This window comes from Variovorax paradoxus, assembly GCF_030815975.1.
Classification (GTDB): Bacteria; Pseudomonadota; Gammaproteobacteria; order Burkholderiales; family Burkholderiaceae_C; genus Variovorax; species Variovorax paradoxus_N.
The window spans coordinates 3,943,960-3,960,970 of record NZ_JAUSXL010000002.1 but is presented as its reverse complement, the minus strand read 5'-3'; the positions used below and the strand labels follow the sequence as shown (position 1 = coordinate 3,960,970).

Genomic DNA, 17,011 nt, shown 5'->3' with positions numbered 1-17,011 from the left:
CGGCGAAGACGCTACTGCACGACCGGGCTGCCCGGAATCTGGTCGCCCGGCGGCTTGAAGAGCTGCGCCGCATCGACCGCGTCGAAGCGGTACTGCTTGCCGCAGAAGTCGCAGCCCACCTCGATGTCGCCGCGCTCCGCCAGGATCTCTTCGGCCTCCTCGACGCCGAGTCCGCGGATCATCTGCGCCACGCGATCGCGGCCGCAGGTGCAGGCGAAGTGCGGGCCCAGCAGGCCGGCCTGCGGCTCGAAGCGCAGCAGCTTTTCTTCCCAGAACAGGCGGCGAAGAATGGTCTCGATATCAAGCGTGAGCAACTCGTCGCGCGTGAGGCTCGAGGCAAGGATCGAGATGCGGTTGTAGTCCTCGTTGCGGCCGATCTGGTCTTCGTTGGCCTGGTCGTGGTCCCTGTCCGATGTGCCTTCGAGGTTGCCCTCGCCCTTCACCGGCAGGCGCTGGATCAGGAGGCCGGCCGCCACCTGGTCGTCGGCCGCGAGCACCAGCGTGGTGTCGAGCTGTTCGCTCTGCAGCATGTAGTGCTGCAGCACGTCGCTGAGCCTGCCGAGCTTCTCGCCCTCGTCGTCGAACAGCGGCACCACGCCCTGGTAGGGCGTCGTGCCCGGCAGCTTGTCCTTGGGATCGAGCGTGATGGCGCAGCGGCCCTTGTTGTTGACGTTGACCATCTCGGGCAGGCGCGCATCGGCCGGCAGGTCGCCGATCACCTTGGCGGTGGCGCGCAGGCTCAGGTCGGGCTTGGCCTCGGCCACGGCCACCTTGACCGGGCCGTCGCCGAAGATCTGCAGGATCAGCGCGCCGTTGAACTTGATGTTGGCCTGCATCAGCGTGGCCGCGGCCGTCATCTCGCCGAGCAGTTCGGCCACGGGCGGCGCATAGGCGCCGGTGGACGTGTTGGAGGCGCGCCGCGCCAGGATTTCCTGCCACGCATCTGTCAGGCGCACGATCATGCCGCGCACCGGCAGGCCATCGAACAGGAATTTGTGCAGCTCGCTCAAAACGGATTCTTCTTTCTGTTGGGCCTGCGCTGTGTCAGGCAATTTTCTTGAGGCCTTTCGCGTAGCGAATGGCGTTTTGTACGTAATGGTCGGAGCCGTGCCGCAGGCGGGCAGCGTCTTCGTCGCTGATCGTGCGCATCACCTTGGCGGGCGAACCGAAGATCAGGGAATTGTCGGGAAACTCCTTGCCCTCGGTCACGACGCTGCCGGCGCCAACAATCGAATTGCGGCCGATCTTCGCGTTATTCAAGACCACCGCCTGGATGCCGATCAGCGAGTTGTCGCCGATGGTGCAGCCATGCAGCATGACCTGGTGGCCGATGGTGACGTTCTCGCCGATGGTGAGCGGGCTGCCGGGGTCGGAATGCAGCATCGACATGTCCTGCACGTTGCTGTTGCGCCCGATCGTCATCTTCTCGTTGTCGCCGCGCAGCACCGCGCCGAACCAGACGCTCGCGTTGTCGCCCAGCTGCACGTTGCCGATCACCTCCGCGCTGTCGGCGACCCATGCGCCGGTGCCGAGTTGCGGCGCAACGCCGTCGAGTTCATAGAGGGCCATCGTGGAGTCTCCGGGGGCAAAACCTAGAATTGTAGGGATGCACCCCCGATTGAGCGCGCTGGCCGCGCTGCGGCTCACCGATCCAGATCAGAAGGTCGCGGCAACACGCGCCGCCGCTGCCCTGGCCGCTACCGATTCCATAGCAACCGACCCTCTGCGCGTCGTGGGCGATGACATCGGCGTGCCGGGCCGCCCCGAGCGCCCGCTGCGCGTGGCCGCCACCGCGGTACAGAAACGCTCGCCCTTCACACCCGAAGGCCGCGCCGCGCTGATCCATTCGATCTGCCACATCGAGTTCAACGCCATCAACCTCGCGCTCGATGCGGTCTGGCGCTACGACGGCATGCCCGAGGCCTACTACCGCGACTGGCTGCGCGTGGCCGATGAAGAGGCGCAGCATTTCACGCTGCTGCATGCGCACCTGCAGGGCATGGGTTATTGCTACGGCGACTTCCCGGGCCACGACGGGCTCTGGAGCATGTGCGAGAAGACGAAGGACGACGTGCTCGCGCGCATGGCGCTGGTGCCGCGCACGCTCGAAGCACGCGGGCTCGATGCCACGCCGCTCATCCAGGCCAAGCTCAGGCGCGTCAACACGCCCGATGCGCTGCGCGCGGTCGAGATCCTCGACATCATCCTGCGCGACGAGGTGGGCCATGTCGCCATCGGCAACCACTGGTATCGCTGGCTCTGCGAACGCGAGGGCCGCGATCCCGAGGCGACCTACCCCGAACTCGTGGCGCGCTACGAGGCGCCGCGCCTGAAGCCGCCCTTCAACCTCGAAGCCCGCGGGCGTGCGGGCTTCAGCGCCGAAGAGCTGCGCGCGCTCTCGGCCGGCGGCAAGGACTGAATCGCAGCCTACGCGGGCCTGGCGTGCACGACCAGCTTGGGCGTGAAGTTCTGCACCACGTCGCCATCCTGGTTGAGCGTGCGGCAGCGCATCGTCACCATCGCCCGGCCCGGCTTGGAGCGAGAAGGCACGATCTCGACCACTTCGCTCACCACATGCAGCACATCGCCGGGCCGCGTCGGCTTGGGCCACTGCAGCTCGCCGCCCGAGCCGATGACGCCCTCGGCCAGCGGAATACCGCTTTCCACCAGCAGCTTCATCGTGAGCGCCGCCGTGTGCCAGCCGCTGGCTGCAAGGCCGCCGAAGAAGGTGCTTTTCGCGGCCTCTTCGTCGGTGTGGAAGGGCTGCGGATCGAACTGCAACGCAAAGGCCTTGATCTGCGCCACATCCAGCGCATGTTCGCCGCTCTGGAAGCGGTCGCCGACCGACAGGTCTTCGAGGTAGAGCGCGCGCTTGGCGCCGGTGTCGTCAGGGAGTGCCGCCATGGGAGTTCCTTGTAGTGCCTGCGCGCATTCTCGAACAACAATCGCTCAGACGCGCTCGAGGATGGTGGCAATGCCCTGTCCGCCGCCGATGCATTGCGTGGCCAGCGCATAGCGGCCCTTCTCGCGCGCGAGCAGCGAAGCCGCCTTGCCCGTGATGCGCGCACCGGTCGCGCCCAGCGGGTGGCCGATGGCAAGGCCGCCGCCGTCGAGGTTGATCTTTGCCGCGTCGAGGCCGAGATCGCGGATGCAGGCCAGCGCCTGCGACGAGAAGGCTTCGTTGAGCTCGATCACGTCGAGGTCGGCCGCGCTGAGGCCCGCACGCGCCAGCGCCTTGCGGGTCGCGGGGATCGGGCCGATGCCCATGACGGCCGGATCGACGCCCACGGTCGCAAAGGACTTGATGCGTGCAAGCGGCTGCAGATGGTGTTTTGCGGCGAAGGCATCGCTGGTCACGAGCACGACTGCGGCGCCATCGGTCAGCGGGGAAGAGGTGCCGGCCGTCACCACACCATCGGGACGGAACGCCGGCTTGAGGCCCGCCAGCGCCTCGGCCGAGGTGACCGGGCGGATGCAGCCATCGGCATTGACCACCTCGCCCGAGGCCAGGCGCACCGGCACGATCTCGCCCGCCAGGCGGCCTTGCGCGCGCGCGGCAGCGGCCTTGCGGTGCGACTCGACCGCAAAGGCCTCCTGGTCGGCGCGGCTCACGTTCCAGCGCTGCGCGACGTTCTCGGCGGTCTCGCCCATCGAGATGTAGGCATCGGTGCTGTCCTTCAGCTCGGGGTTCGGCGAGAAGTTGAAGCCGCCCTGCGGCACCATCGTCATCGACTCCACGCCCACGCACAGGAAGGCCTCGCCCATGCCCGCCTCGATCTGCGCCGCGGCAATGTGCACGGCCTGCATCGACGAACCGCAGAAGCGGTTCACCGTCATGCCGCCCACTTCATGCGGCAGCCCCGCGAGCAGCCCGACGATGCGCGCGAGGTTGTTGCCCTGCGAGGCCTCGGGGTAGGCGCAGCCCAGGATGATGTCCTCGAGCAGCGCGGGGTCGAGGTCGGTGCGCTGCAGCAGGCCGCGAACCACGCCGGCGGCCAGCGTGTCGGGGCGCACCTCGGCGAGCGCTCCCTTCTTCGCGAAGTGGAAAGGCGAGCGGGCGTAGGCGGAAATGACGGCTTTCATGGGAACACTCCTTGATCAAAAAACCTACCATCCAATCGGTAGGCAACGAGGCCAAAAAATAAGCACGCGCGGCGTGCCTGCGATGTTGTCCGGCGGTCAGCCGGGCAACGAACTCCTGAGCTGCGCGATGGCCTCGTCGAAGTCCTCGACACGGCCCGTCATGCGCGATGCGAGCAGCGCGCCCTGGCACACCGAGAACACATAGGCCGCCTGCGATGCAACCGATGCGCCCTTCTTCTGCCGGGCCGGCGCCAGCGCGCCCAGCACGCCCGTGAGCCACAGCACCTGGGTGTTGCGCAGCTCCTGCACGGCCTGGCGCAGTTCCTCGTCGATGCAGTCCCACCCCGGCGTCAGCGCTCCCGCGGGACACATGCCCGAGCCCGCCTTGAGCGTGTCGCGGTACATGCGGAAATAGGATTCGAGCGCGTCCTTCGGCGTGCGCACCCGCGCCGCGTCCCAGTCCTTGAAGAGCTGGGTGGCCTGGCGGATCACCGCGATGCCCAGCGCTTCCTTGGTCGGAAAGTGGTGGTACAGGCTCGCCTTGCGGATGCCGACCGCATCGGCCACGTCCTGGAAGCTGAAGCCCAGGTACGAGCGCGTTTCGATCAGGCGGCGCGCCACCCCGAGGATCTGCTCCCGGGTGCTGCCGGCGAGGAGTCCGGCGGGTGTGGCGATAGCGCTGCTCATCTACCTACTATAAGGTAGGGAAATCGGAACCTCAAGCCGCAGGGTCAATCGGCCTTGATGTTCGCGGCCTTGACGATGCGCCCGTTGCCTTCGAACTCTGAAGCGATCTCCTTCGCGAAGGCCGCGGGGGTGCCGCCGATGGGTACATTGTCGGTGGCCGTGAGCTTGGCGCGCAGCTCGGGGCTGGCCAGGGCCTTGTTGATCTCGGCGTTGTACTTCGCGATCAATGCCGGCGGCGTGGCCGCGGGCGCGAAGATGCCGAACACCGAATTGATGTTTGCCGCGCTGTAGCCCAGCTCGCCCAGCGTGGGCACCTGCGGCAGGCTTTCGAGCCGAGCCGGCGCACCCACGGCCAGCGGACGCAGCTTGCCCGACTGGATGTGCGAAGTGAGCGTCGGGCTCGCATTGCTCGAGAGAATTTCGAACTGCCCGCCGAGCGCATCGTTGAGCTGCTGGCCACCGCCCTTGTAGGGCACGTGCGTGATGTCGACGCCCGTGGCCGCCCTCACCTGCTCGAGCACGATGTGACCGAGCGATGCCGGCCCCGAGGTGGCCCAGCGCACCGCGCCGGGCTGCGCCTTCGCGTCGGCGATCAGCGCGCGAAAGTCCCGCGCCTTGCTGGCCGGCGTGGCGATCAGCAGCACCGGCGAATACATCACGCTCGCGACCGGCGCGATGTCCTTCAGCGGATCGAAGGGCAGCTTGCCCAAGTGCGGGCTCAACACCAGCGGGCTGATGGCCGAGAAGCCCAGCGTTGCGCCATCGGGCGCGGCCTTGGCCACGGCGTCCATGCCGATGGCACCGCTGGCGCCGGCCCGGTTGTCGACCACCACCGTGGTGCCCAGCTGCGCGGCGAGCTTGTCGCCGAGTGCGCGCGCGACCACGTCGCTGACGCCGCCCGCGGGATACGCCACGATGAGGCGGATGGTCTTGGGAACGGCCTGGGCCTGGACGCCGGCGGCAGCGCAGAGCGCGGCGGCGGCGAAGAGCCACGACGGCTTGAACGGGAATTGCATGGAACTCATTGAAAGTCTGATTAATCGAGTTGCAATTTGCGCTCACGAATGAGCCTGGACCACTTCTCATTGTCGGCCTTGACGAAGGCCGCGAACTCGGCCGGTCCGAGCGGATGCACCTCGGCCCCGGCAGCAGCGAACTTGGCCTTGATCGCAGGTTGCGCCAATGCACGGGCCAGTTCGCCGGAGAGCCGGTCGACCACGTCCTTCGGCATGTTGGCCGGCCCGACCAGCCCCTGGAACCCGACCGACTCCATGCCCCCGAGGCCCAGCTCCTTCACGGTCGGCACATCGGGCAGTTGTGGATCGCGCACCGGCCCGGTCACCGCCAGCGCCTTGAGCTTGCCGCCCTTCACCTGCGGCAGCAGCACGCTGCCCGCGTCGATCAGGATCTGCGTCTGACCACCGAGCAGGTCTTGCACCGCAGGGGCGCTGCCCTTGTACGGCACATGGGTCATGTCGAGACCGGTCACCTGGTTCATCAGTTCGCCGTTCAGGTGCGTCGAGGTGCCGTTGCCGCCCGAGGCGAAGTTGACCTTGCCCGGTTGCCCCTTGGCCCAGGCAACGAACTCCTTCAGGTCCCTGGCCGGATGGTCGGGCCGCGTCACCGCGATGTAGCTGCCCTGGCTGATCTGGCCGATGTAGGTGAACTGCTTGATCGGGTCATAGGGTGGCTTGCTCTGCAGGTACGGCGCGATGGCAAACGGCCCTGTGTTGGCAAGCAGCAGCGTGTAGCCGTCGGCCGGCTGCCGCGTGAGTTCCGTGGCGGCGATCATGCCACTCGCGCCGGGCTTGTAGTCGACCACCAACTGCTGTTTGAGGGCCTCCTGCAGCGGCACTTGCACCGTACGCGCCGCGAAGTCGATGCCGCCGCCGGGCGGGTAGCCGACGATCAGACGGATGGGCTTGGCGGTGGGAAATCCCTGCGCCACGGCAAGGCCGGCAACGGCCGCCAGCGCAATGCCGGCGCAGAGCTTGTTGAAATTCACGATCCTGTCTCCTCGAATGAATCAGCGATTCTGAAGCAGGTGCGCGAGCGTCGCCGCATTGCCAACCGCCTCGCCGCCCGCCGTGTTGTCAAAGATGCACCAGCACTCCGCGCCTTCTTCTCGCGCTTGCATCAAGCGCCGCGCGAGCCGCGCCAGCAGCGCATCGTCGTAGGCCGACCAGTAGCGGCGTGGCGATCCGTGCAGTCGCAGATAAACGAGACCGGGCCATCCGCCGGGCGATCCAGCCTCGTCGAACAGCACCGGATCGGCCAGCACGCGCCCGACTCGCAAGCGCGACAGCAACGACTCGGCCGCGGGCACGAACCAGCTGCGGTGCCGCGGCTCCAGCGCAACCGCCCCGGCACGCCTTCGCCGCACATCGGCAAGAAACCGCCGGACCACGCCTTCGTCGAACGCGAGGCTCGGCGGCAATTGCACGACGAGGCAGCCGAGCCTCTCGCCCAGCCCCGCGACCTGCGCAAGGAATTCATCGAAGGCCGGCATGACACCGACCAGCCGCTGTTCGTGCGTGATCGTCTGCGGCAGTTTGACCGCGAAGCGGAAGGCGCCAGGCGTGCTCGCAGCCCAACGCTCATAGGTCTCGCGCCGGTGCGGCTGGTAGAACGACGTGTCGATCTCGACCGCATCGAAGCGCTGTGCATAGCGCTGCAGGTGCGAGCCTTCGGGTGGGAACTCGGACCACAGGGCACGGGGCAGGCTCCAGCCCGCGCAACCGATACGCAGCGACGCCGGCAGCGGCTCAACCGCGTGGATGATGCGCGGCATGCAATTGCTTGAGGCGCTCGCGCGCCACGTGGGTGTAGATGGTGGTCGTGGAAATATCGGCATGGCCGAGCAGCAATTGCACCGCGCGCAGATCCACGCCGTGGTTCAGCAGGTGCGTGGCGAAGGCATGGCGCAAGGTGTGCGGCGACAGCGGCACGTGGATGCCGGCCGCGGCGGCCTGCTTCTTCACGATGATCCAGAACATCACGCGCGTCATGCCGGCGCCGCGCGCGGTCACGAACAGGTCGGGCGTCTGCTGCCCGTCAAGGATGGCGGGGCGCGACTCCTCCAGGTAGCGCTCGATCCAGCGCCGCGCCTCCCCACCGAACGGCACGAGGCGCTCCTTGCTGCCCTTGCCGAGCACGCGCAGCACGCCGTCGTTCAGGCTCATGTCGATGACCTTGAGCGCCACCAGCTCGCTCACGCGCAGGCCGCTCGCATACATCAGCTCGAGCATCGCGCGGTCGCGCAGGCCGAGCGGGGTCTCGACGTCGGGCGCGGCCAGCAGGTCGTCGACCTGTTTTTCCGACAGCGTCTTGACGGCCCGCGGCATCTGCCGCGCGGGCGCGAGCCGGATGCTCGGGTCGGCCGCGATGCGCCGCTCGCGCAGCGCCCAGCGGTAGTAGCGCTTGAACACCGTGAGCCGCCGGTTGGCCGAAGTGGCCTTGCCCTTGGTCGACAGGCGCGCGCCCATGTAGGCCTGCAGGTCGGACTCCTGCGCCGTGTCGAGCGCGCCGCCGCTGCGCTGCCTGCCCAGCCACTGCGCGAACAGCGCAAGGTCGCGGCGGTAGGCGGCCAGCGTGTTCTTCGACAGTCCGTCTTCGAGCCACAGGGCGTCGATGAAGTCGTCGATCTCGGGAGTTTGTGTGGCGGCGGCCTCGGTCATGGGCTGCAAGATAACAAAAAGAAAAAAGCCGCCCGTGGCGCGGGCGGCTTCGGCAGGGTGGGCGAGGCTCAGTCCAGCTTGAGCTTCTGCTTCACCACCACCTGCTTGTAGACCTCGTACTCGGCCTTGATCTGCGCGGCGAACTGCTCGGGCGTATTGGCCACGATCAGCGAACCCGTGTCCTCGATGCGCTTCTTCACGGCCGGGTCTTCCACCGCCTTCTTGACGCCGGCGCTGATCTTGTCGACCACTTCCTTCGGCAGGCCCTTGGGGCCCAGGATGCCGTAGTACGCCATGCGGTTGACCGGCTCGAGCCCGACTTCCTTGAAGGTCGGCACGTTGGGCAGCGCGGCCAGGCGCTGCGGCGCCGACACCACGATGGGCACCAGCCGTCCACTCTGGATGAAAGGCATGGCCGACGGGATGTTGTCGAACATGATCGGCACCTGGCCGGCCACCACGTCGTTGAGCGCGGGGCCCGCGCCGCGGTAGGGAATGTGCGTGACGAAGGTGTTGGTGAGGCTCTTGTAGAGCTCCATCAGCAGGTGGCCGATGCCGCCCGTGCCCGACGAGGCGTACGAATACTTGCCGGGGTTCTTCTTGAGCTCGGCCACGAACTCCGCGTAGTTCTTGGCCGGGAAGCTCGGGTTGACCGCAATGATGTTGGGCGTGGCCGCGATGTTGATGATCGGCGTGAAGTCGTTGATCGGGTCGTACGGCACCTTGGGATTGATGGCCGGGTTGGCCGCCGTGCTCGAGACCGTGGCAACGCCGAGCTTGTAGCCGTCGGGCGTGGCGCGCGCCGTTTCGGCCGCACCCACGATGCCGCCGCCGCCCGCGCGGTTGATCACCACCACCGGCTGGCCCAGCACCTTGCCCAGCGGATCGGAAATCACACGCGCCACGATGTCGGTGGTGCCACCCGGCGCAAAGGGAACGCTCAGTTCGATCGGCTTGTTGGGATAACCCTGCGCGAAGCTCTGGCCCGCGGCCGCGACCAGCGCGGCGGCCCCCACCATGGCCCCCCATTGACGACGTTGCATCTGCATCTCCTTGATTGAGTAATGTCGAAAAATCAAAGCACCGGATGCTAGCCGCTTCGCGATTTACCCCGTGCTGTGGAATACCCATGGTCGGCCACGGTTTATGCTCGAAGCGGTGAACTTCGCACAGCTGCTCTTCCCGGATTTTTCGCTCATTGCCATCGGCTGGCTGCTTTGCCGCTACACCGCGCTCGACCGCCGCGTGTGGGACCAGGTCGAAAGCCTGGTGTACTACTTTCTATTCCCGGTGCTGCTGTTTCATTCGATCGTGCGCAGCCCGCTCGATTTTGCCGCCACCTCGAGCCTGCTGACCGCGGGCGTGGGCATCGGCCTCTGCGGCATCGCGATGGCCTACGCGCTGCCCCATGTGCCCGGCCTCGCGTCGCACATCGACCGCCGCGACCATGCCGCCAGCGCGCAGATCGCATTCCGCTTCAACTCCTTCATCTGCCTTGCGCTGGCCGAACGGCTGGCCGGTGCGCAGGGCCTGCTGCTGATCGCGGTGCTGATCGGCGTGTGCGTGCCGATGTTCAACATCGCGGCCGTCTGGCCGATGGCGCGGCATGCCGAGAGCGGCTTCGCGCGGCAGCTGGTGCGCAACCCGCTGATCGTCGCCACGCTGGCCGGGCTGCTGGCCAACGTGCTGGGCTTCACCGTTCCGAGCTGGGCCACGCCCACGCTCACGCGCATCGGTGCCGCATCGCTCGCGCTCGGCCTGCTGGCAGCGGGTGCGGGCATGCAGTTCGCCACGCTGGGGTGCGGCAAGGTGCTCGCGGTGTCGGTACTGTCCATCAGGCATCTGTTCCTGCCGCTGGTGGCCTGGGGCCTGTCTCTTGCGCTGCGGCTGGACGCGACCCAGGCCTCGGTGCTGATGGCGTTTTCCGCCGTGCCCACGGCCTCCAGCGCCTATGTGCTGGCGGCACGCATGGGCTACAACGGACCGTACGTGGCGGGCCTCGTGACGCTGTCCACCTTGCTGGGGGTGGCGAGCCTGCCGTTTGCGCTGGCGCTGCCGCGCTAGGGTTCGTTCAGCGTTCGGGCCGCTGCGCCAGCGCCCAGGCCACATGCTCGCGCACCAGCTCGCTGGCATCCGAGGCCCGCGTGGCCAGCGCCTCCGCGGCGCCGCTCTCGCCCGCGCGCAGCGCGTTTCCCAGCGCCACGGCGATGTTGCGCAGCCAGCGTTCATGCCCGATGCGCCGGATCGGGCTGCCTTCGGTGAAGCGCAGAAAATCTTCCTCGCTCCAGGCAAAGAGCGCAGCCAGTGCCTGGCCGGTCAGCCCTTCGCGCGCGTCGAAGTCGGGCAGCGCGCTCTTCTTCGCGAACTTGTTCCAGGGGCAGATCAGCTGGCAGTCGTCGCAGCCGTAGATGCGGTTGCCCATCAGGGGCCGAAGCTCCAGCGGGATCGGTCCGCCGTGCTCGATGGTCAGGTACGAAATGCAGCGCCGCGCATCGAGCCGGTATGGCGCGACGATGGCCTTGGTCGGGCAGATATCGATACAGGCGCTGCAGCTCCCGCAATGCGCGCTGACCGGCTCGCTTTCGGGCAGCGCCATGTCGACGTAGATCTCGCCCAGGAAGAACATCGAGCCCGCGCCGCGGTCCAGCACCAGCGTGTGCTTGCCGCGCCAGCCCTGGCCGCTGCGCGATGCGAGTTCGGCTTCGAGCACCGGGGCCGAATCGGTGAAGGCGCGATGGCCGAACGGCCCCACTTCCTCGGCGATGCGCTCGGCCAGCCTGGCCAGCCGCGCACGCAGCACCTTGTGGTAGTCGCGGCCGCGCGCATAGACCGAGACGATCGCTTCGCCGGGCCGCGCGAGGCGCTCGAATTCCACGGCCTGCCAATCATCGAGCGGCGTGTCGCGCGGCAGGTAGTCCATGCGCGCCGTGATGACGCTCACCGTGCCCGGCACCAGTTCGGCCGGCCGCGCGCGGCGCGTGCCATGCGTTGCCATGTATTTCATCTCGCCATGGAACCCATGGGCCAGCCATTGCATCAGACCTTCCTCGGCGCTCGATAGATCGACGCCCGCGATTCCGATTTGGGAGAATCCGAGTTCCCGGGCCAATGCCTGAATACGAGCAACGAGTGGATGGCTGACGATCACTTGCCGATTGTAGAAATTCCGAAGAACGCCGGCCGCACGCTGCACTGGCGCAGCGAGGACGACACCGCCGCCTTCGCGCGCGCGCTGGCGGCCTCGCCCGCGCTGCGCGATGCCTTCATCGCGCTGCATGGCGATCTCGGCGCCGGCAAGACCACCTTCGTGCGCCACCTGCTGCGCGCGCTCGGCATCGAGGGCCGCATCAAGAGCCCGACCTATGCGGTGGTCGAGCCGCACGAGGCGCCCGACGGCCTTGCCATCTTCCATTTCGACTTCTACCGCTTCAACGATCCGCGCGAGTGGGACGACGCCGGCTTCCGCGACATCTTCGCGGGACCGGGCCTCAAGCTCGCGGAGTGGCCAGAAAACGCTGCCGGCCGCACACCAATTGCCGACCTCGCTATTAAAATAGAAGCAATGACAGACGACACACGCAGCGTGACCCTCTTGGCGAACACTCCTCGCGGCAGCGACCTGCTGACGCACGCCGGCGCATGAAGGCGAGCGGCCTCAAGCGGCGCGTGCTGCTCCAGGGCGGCAGCATCGCGCTGATGCTCGGCGTGCACCAGATCGCGCGCGGCGCCACCATCCTCGCGGTGCGTGTATGGCCTGCGGCCGACTACACGCGCGTGACCATCGAATCCGATGCGCGGCTGCATTCGCAGCAGTTGGTCGTCGGCAGTCCGCCGCGGCTGGCGGTGGACATCGAAGGCATCGATCTCAATCCCGAGCTGCGCGAACTGGTCGGCAAGATCAAGCCCGGCGATCCGTACATCAACGGCCTGCGCGTGGGCCAGAACGCGCCGAAGGTGGTGCGCATCGTGTTCGACCTCAAGCAGGCCGTGGTGCCCCAGGTGTTCTCGCTCGCGCCCATTGCCGCGTACAGGCACCGGCTGGTGCTCGACCTGTACCCCGAAAAAGCCGTCGATCCAATGGAGGCGCTGATCACCGAGCGCCTGCGCGAGGCGCCGCGCAGCGGCGGCGGCGGCAACGACACCGCCGTGGCCACGGCACCCGCGGTGCCGCCGCCCACCGCGCCCTCTTCGCGCCTTGCGCCCGACGGCGGACCGCCGATCCTCGTGCGGCCTTCGCCCAACGTGCCCGCGCCGCGCCCTGCGCCCGACAGCATCGCGCCGCCGCCCGCCCGCCCGCCGGCCGCGGCGGCCGGGCCCGCACCCGATCCGCTGGGCGAACTGATGGCGCAGCAGTCGACACGGCCCGGCCTTGTCGCGCCACCAGCGCCCATTGCGCCCATTGCGCCCGTTCCACCTGCTGCACCTGTTGCGCCCCTGGCCCCCGCGCGCAGCAGCGCCACCGCAAGCCGCACCGACCGCATCATCATCGTGGCGCTCGATCCAGGCCATGGCGGCGAAGACCCGGGCGCCATCGGTCCCAACGGCACGCGGGAGAAAGACATCGTGCTGCAGATTGCGCACCGCCTGCGCGACCGCATCAACGCCAGCAGCGTCAACGGCAACCCGATGCGCGCGTTTCTCACGCGTGACGCCGATTTCTTCGTGCCGCTGGGCGTGCGCGTGCAGAAGGCGCGGCGCGTGCAGGCCGACCTCTTCGTGAGCATCCACGCCGATGCGTTCACCACGCCCGCCGCGCGCGGCGCGAGCGTCTTTGCGCTGAGCCAGAGCGGCGCCTCGAGCAGCGCCGCGCGCTGGCTCGCCAACAAGGAAAACGAAGCCGACAAGGTGGGCGGCGTGAACGTCGGCAACCACGAAGTGCAGGTGCAGCGCGCGCTGCTCGACATGAGCACCACGGCGCAGATCAACGACAGCCTCAAGCTCGGCGGCGCCATGCTCGGCGAGATCCGCGGCATCGGCGCGCGGCTGCACAAGCCGCTCGTCGAGCAGGCCGGCTTCGCGGTGCTCAAGGCACCCGACATCCCGAGCGTGCTGGTCGAAACGGCGTTCATCAGCAACCCTGAAGAAGAAGCGAACCTGCGCAGCGTGAGCTACCAGGAAAGCCTTTCCGATGCGCTGATGCGCGGCATCCAGCGCTACTTTGCGCAGAACCCGCCGCTGGCGCGCAGCCGCCAGCTCTAGGGCTCCGCTCGCCCTGCCGTCCCACGCCGAGCGGCCCGTGGCAGCGCACAGGCAAGCGCGGCAGGCTCCTACACAGGGTGCCGGCGCCTTTTGACCATCATGGTCCCATCACTCTGGAAAGGTGGACATCATGATGAAGACACGAATCTGGATTGCCGCTGCGGCGGCAACCACGGCCATGGCACTGGCAGGCTGCGCATCCGGCCCCAATCAGAATCTGGGCACCGGCATTGGCGCGCTTGGCGGCGCGGCAGTGGGCCACGCCATTGGCGGCAACACCGGCAGTACCCTGGGCGGCGCAGCCATTGGTGGTGTGATCGGCAATCAAGTGGGACGCAGTGTGGACGAACGCAACTACTACGAGAGCCAGCGCGCCTATCCGCCGAGCGGCTACTACCCCAACAACGGGCCGAGATACTGACCCTATTCCACTCTCATTGAAGCGCGCCACGGGCGCGCTTTTTTTTGCCGGCGATCAGGCCTTCGAAGGCAGCTGCGCGCGCGCCTTCTCCGCGCGCGACGCACGCCAGGCGCCGAAGATCGCGATCAGACCCGGCACGAAGATCAGCGCCCAGATGATCTTGTCGAGATGCTCGCGCACGAACGGCAGGTTGCCGAAAAAGTAACCCGCCGTTGCGATGCCGAGCACCCAGATCAGCGCGCCGACCACGTTGAACATGGTGAATTTCGCGCGGCTCATTTCGGCCACGCCGGCCACGAAGGGCGCGAAGGTGCGGATGAAGGGCATGAAGCGCGCAAGGATGATCGTGACGCCGCCGTAGCGCTCATAGAACGCATGGGCCTGGTCGAAGGCCTTGCGGTTGAAGAAGCGCGAGTTCTCCCACTGGAAGACCTTGGGCCCGAAATAGCGGCCGATGCTGTAGTTGCACTGGTCGCCCAGAATGGCCGCGGCAATGAGCACCGCGCAGGCCAGCGGAAAGCTCATGAGCCCCACGCCGCACAGCGCGCCCACGATGAACAGCAGCGAATCGCCGGGCAGGAAGGGCATCACCACCGCGCCGGTCTCCACGAACACGATCAGGAAGAGCAGCGCATAGACCCAGGGGCCATAGGCAACGACGAAGGCCTCGAGATGTTTGTCGACGTGCAGGATGAAGTCGACGAGAAAGCTGATGATTTCCATGGTCGCGGATTATCCTTGCTGCGCGCCGCGTGGCGTCCCATGACGAATTCGGAGACCCTCGATGACAGGTCGATACATCCGGATCGGGCCTGCCGATGCCGGGCTGAAGGGCTGGCGGAGGCTGCACGACGCCGCGGCGGCCGGCTTCTAGAATGCTCGCGTGAGCGCCCTTCCCTCTTCCATTCCGTCCCTCCAACGCCGTCCCATCCGCGAGCTTCCCGACGAACTGATCAGCCAGATCGCCGCGGGCGAAGTGGTCGAACGGCCGGCCTCCGTGGTGCGCGAACTGCTCGACAACGCCCTGGACGCCGGCGCGCGCCAGGTCACGGTGCGGCTGGCCTCGGGCGGCGTGCGGCTGATCTCGGTCGAAGACGACGGCCAGGGCATTCCGCGGGAGGAACTCACGGTGGCGCTGCGCCGCCATGCCACCAGCAAGATCGCGAGCCTGAACGATCTCGAGACCGTGGGCACCATGGGGTTTCGCGGCGAGGCCCTCGCGGCCATCAACGCCATTGCGGAGCTCAGCATTCTTTCGCGCTTTGCGGGCGCCGACGGCGCCTTCGCGCTCGACGGCCGCACCGGCGAACTGCGGCCGGTGGCCCGCGCCGTCGGCACCACGGTCGAGGTGCGCGAGCTGTTCTTCGCGACGCCGGCGCGGCGCAAGTTCCTGAAGACCGATGCCACCGAACTGGCCCATTGCATCGAGGCCGTGCGCCGCCATGCACTGGCGCGGCCCGAAGTCGGCTTCTCGGTGTGGCACGACGGCAAGCTGATGGAGCAGTGGCGCGCCGCCGACCAGCGCGAGCAGCGCCTGGCCGATGCGCTCAGCGACGATTTCGTGGCGCAGAGCGTGGTCGTCGACCATTTGGGCGGTGCGGTGCGCGTCGCCGGCCGTGCCGGCATTCCGGATGCCGCGCGCTCGCGTGCCGACCAGCAGTTCTTCTACGTCAACGGCCGCTTCGTGCGCGACAAGGTGCTCTCGCATGCCGTGCGCAGCGCCTACGAAGACGTGCTGCACGGCCAGCGCCAGCCCGTGTATGCGCTGTACCTCGAAATCGATCCCTCGCGGGTCGACGTGAACGTGCATCCGACCAAGATCGAGGTGCGTTTTCGCGATGGCCGCGAGGTGCACCAGGCGGTGCGCCACGCGATCGAGAACGCGCTTGCCGCGCCGCGCGCTGGCGATGCCGCCGCGTCGGCGGCGCCTCCACAGCCCTTCTTCAAGCCGAACCTGCCCGCCTCGGGCGCCGGCTGGGCCCAGCCCGGCATCAATTTCGTGGCCGCGGAGCGCGGCGCCGGCGATTTCGAAGCCATGTGGCCCCGGCGCACCGGCAACGAATCGGCACCCGAGCCCGGCGCATCCCGCTGGCCGATGGCCGGCGAGGCGCCGCCCGTGCCGTTCCGGGCCCCTGTCGGGCTGCCGGCCGAATCGACTGGCGCAGGCGCCCTCGCCACCCACGAGCAAGCCTGGCCACTGGGCCGCGCCCTGGCGCAGCTGCAGGGCATCTACATCCTGGCCGAGAACAGCCAGGGCCTGATCGTGGTCGACATGCACGCAGCCCACGAACGCATCGTCTACGAGCGGCTCAAGACCCAGCTCGACGGCGCCGCCATCACGAGCCAGCCGCTGCTGATTCCGGCCACCTTCGCGGCCACGCCGCAGGAAGTGGCCACCGCCGAGGCCTGCGCCGCCGTGCTGCCCACGCTGGGCCTGGAAATTACGCCTTTCTCGCCGCGCACCCTTGCGGTGCGCGCGGTGCCGGGCACGCTGGCCGACGGCGATCCGGTGGAACTCGCGCGCAGCGTGCTGGCCGAACTGGCCCAGCACGATGCCAGCACCGTGGTACAGCGGGCACAGAACGAATTGCTCTCGACCATGGCCTGCCATGGTGCGGTGCGCGCCAACCGCAAGCTCACCGTCGACGAAATGAACGCCTTGTTACGCCAAATGGAGGCCACCGAGCGTTCGGACCAGTGCAACCATGGCCGCCCCACTTGGCGGCAGCTGTCGATCCGGGAGCTGGACGCGCTTTTTATGCGCGGCAGATAGCAAATCAGGGCATCTTGAGGGTTTTTCCGGGGTTTTCGGAGGTCATCCGTGAAGCGGGCACGGGCGTTGCATGTGTAGAACAAAGTGCCACTCGAGCACCGTGGGGAGGTGCTGGAGCGCAATGTCGGCGCGTTTCAGCCGAAAGCATGAACTTTCCGCCGGCTTCGCTGT

The 17,011-nt window shown here is 67.7% G+C and carries 18 protein-coding genes; 6 read left to right on the top strand and 12 right to left on the bottom strand.

Features of this window, described 5'->3' with window-relative positions; translation table 11 throughout:
* Positions 1 to 11: 11 nt before the first annotated feature.
* On the bottom strand, positions 12 to 1,010 hold the full coding sequence (gene hslO, locus QFZ47_RS22305; protein WP_307657707.1) for an Hsp33 family molecular chaperone HslO: 999 nt from the start codon (positions 1,008 to 1,010) through the stop codon (positions 12 to 14).
* A gap of 34 nt (positions 1,011 to 1,044) precedes the next feature.
* Positions 1,045 to 1,569 (bottom strand): gamma carbonic anhydrase family protein, encoded by a 525-nt coding sequence (locus QFZ47_RS22300; protein ID WP_307657706.1) that lies wholly within the window; start codon positions 1,567 to 1,569, stop codon positions 1,045 to 1,047.
* A gap of 37 nt (positions 1,570 to 1,606) precedes the next feature.
* Between QFZ47_RS22300 and QFZ47_RS22295 the strand changes: the two genes are divergently transcribed.
* The gene (locus QFZ47_RS22295) at positions 1,607 to 2,419 is read left to right on the top strand and encodes a ferritin-like domain-containing protein (protein WP_307657705.1); all 813 of its coding nucleotides are present in this window, start codon (positions 1,607 to 1,609) and stop codon (positions 2,417 to 2,419) included.
* A gap of 8 nt (positions 2,420 to 2,427) precedes the next feature.
* Here the strand turns inward: QFZ47_RS22295 and QFZ47_RS22290 are convergent, their stop codons facing one another.
* The 8 genes from QFZ47_RS22290 to QFZ47_RS22255 all read right to left on the bottom strand — a co-directional run bounded on the left by QFZ47_RS22290 (position 2,428) and on the right by QFZ47_RS22255 (position 9,490).
* Positions 2,428 to 2,904: a MaoC family dehydratase gene (locus QFZ47_RS22290; protein WP_307657704.1), complete on the bottom strand. Its 477-nt coding sequence runs from the start codon at positions 2,902 to 2,904 to the stop codon at positions 2,428 to 2,430.
* A gap of 45 nt (positions 2,905 to 2,949) precedes the next feature.
* The gene (locus tag QFZ47_RS22285) at positions 2,950 to 4,083 is read right to left on the bottom strand and encodes a thiolase family protein (protein ID WP_307657703.1); all 1,134 of its coding nucleotides are present in this window, start codon (positions 4,081 to 4,083) and stop codon (positions 2,950 to 2,952) included.
* 96 nt (positions 4,084 to 4,179) lie between these two features.
* The gene (locus QFZ47_RS22280; RefSeq protein ID WP_307657702.1) at positions 4,180 to 4,770 is read right to left on the bottom strand and encodes a TetR/AcrR family transcriptional regulator; all 591 of its coding nucleotides are present in this window, start codon (positions 4,768 to 4,770) and stop codon (positions 4,180 to 4,182) included.
* 44 nt (positions 4,771 to 4,814) lie between these two features.
* On the bottom strand, positions 4,815 to 5,795 hold the full coding sequence (locus QFZ47_RS22275) for a Bug family tripartite tricarboxylate transporter substrate binding protein (protein ID WP_307657701.1): 981 nt from the start codon (positions 5,793 to 5,795) through the stop codon (positions 4,815 to 4,817).
* Between the two features lie 11 nt (positions 5,796 to 5,806).
* Positions 5,807 to 6,775 carry a Bug family tripartite tricarboxylate transporter substrate binding protein gene (locus QFZ47_RS22270; RefSeq protein ID WP_307657700.1) on the bottom strand — a complete coding sequence of 323 codons (969 nt, stop codon included), beginning with the start codon at positions 6,773 to 6,775 and terminating at the stop codon, positions 5,807 to 5,809.
* Between the two features lie 21 nt (positions 6,776 to 6,796).
* Positions 6,797 to 7,561 carry a DUF72 domain-containing protein gene (locus QFZ47_RS22265; RefSeq protein ID WP_307657699.1) on the bottom strand — a complete coding sequence of 255 codons (765 nt, stop codon included), beginning with the start codon at positions 7,559 to 7,561 and terminating at the stop codon, positions 6,797 to 6,799.
* On the bottom strand, positions 7,536 to 8,447 hold the full coding sequence (xerD, locus tag QFZ47_RS22260; protein ID WP_307657698.1) for a site-specific tyrosine recombinase XerD: 912 nt from the start codon (positions 8,445 to 8,447) through the stop codon (positions 7,536 to 7,538). Before xerD ends, QFZ47_RS22265 begins: the two co-directional genes overlap by 26 nt.
* A 68-nt stretch (positions 8,448 to 8,515) precedes the next feature.
* Entirely contained in the window at positions 8,516 to 9,490 is a 975-nt protein-coding gene (locus tag QFZ47_RS22255; RefSeq protein ID WP_307657697.1) for a tripartite tricarboxylate transporter substrate binding protein BugE, read from the bottom strand.
* A 103-nt stretch (positions 9,491 to 9,593) separates the two neighbouring features.
* On the opposite strand from QFZ47_RS22255, the gene QFZ47_RS22250 reads away from it, so the two are divergent.
* A complete protein-coding gene (locus QFZ47_RS22250; RefSeq protein ID WP_307657696.1) occupies positions 9,594 to 10,511 on the top strand; it encodes an AEC family transporter in 918 nt (305 codons plus the stop codon).
* A gap of 7 nt (positions 10,512 to 10,518) precedes the next feature.
* On the opposite strand, the gene queG is transcribed toward QFZ47_RS22250, so the two are convergent.
* On the bottom strand, positions 10,519 to 11,595 hold the full coding sequence (gene queG, locus QFZ47_RS22245; protein ID WP_307657695.1) for a tRNA epoxyqueuosine(34) reductase QueG: 1,077 nt from the start codon (positions 11,593 to 11,595) through the stop codon (positions 10,519 to 10,521).
* Here queG and tsaE point away from each other — a divergent pair.
* The 3 genes from tsaE to QFZ47_RS22230 all read left to right on the top strand — a co-directional run bounded on the left by tsaE (position 11,581) and on the right by QFZ47_RS22230 (position 14,067).
* Entirely contained in the window at positions 11,581 to 12,090 is a 510-nt protein-coding gene (gene tsaE, locus QFZ47_RS22240; protein WP_307657693.1) for a tRNA (adenosine(37)-N6)-threonylcarbamoyltransferase complex ATPase subunit type 1 TsaE, read from the top strand. The two genes, queG and tsaE, sit on opposite strands and share 15 nt — an antisense overlap.
* Positions 12,087 to 13,646 carry an N-acetylmuramoyl-L-alanine amidase gene (locus QFZ47_RS22235; RefSeq protein WP_307657692.1) on the top strand — a complete coding sequence of 520 codons (1,560 nt, stop codon included), beginning with the start codon at positions 12,087 to 12,089 and terminating at the stop codon, positions 13,644 to 13,646. The genes tsaE and QFZ47_RS22235 overlap by 4 nt, the downstream gene beginning before the upstream one ends.
* 130 nt (positions 13,647 to 13,776) lie before the next feature.
* The gene (locus tag QFZ47_RS22230) at positions 13,777 to 14,067 is read left to right on the top strand and encodes a YMGG-like glycine zipper-containing protein (protein ID WP_307657691.1); all 291 of its coding nucleotides are present in this window, start codon (positions 13,777 to 13,779) and stop codon (positions 14,065 to 14,067) included.
* A 54-nt stretch (positions 14,068 to 14,121) separates the two neighbouring features.
* On the opposite strand, the gene QFZ47_RS22225 is transcribed toward QFZ47_RS22230, so the two are convergent.
* Positions 14,122 to 14,790, bottom strand: a complete 669-nt coding sequence (locus tag QFZ47_RS22225; RefSeq protein ID WP_307657690.1) for a DedA family protein — start codon at positions 14,788 to 14,790, stop codon at positions 14,122 to 14,124.
* Between the two features lie 160 nt (positions 14,791 to 14,950).
* On the opposite strand from QFZ47_RS22225, the gene mutL reads away from it, so the two are divergent.
* Entirely contained in the window at positions 14,951 to 16,840 is a 1,890-nt protein-coding gene (gene mutL / locus QFZ47_RS22220; RefSeq protein ID WP_307657689.1) for a DNA mismatch repair endonuclease MutL, read from the top strand.
* Positions 16,841 to 17,011 lie beyond the last annotated feature (171 nt).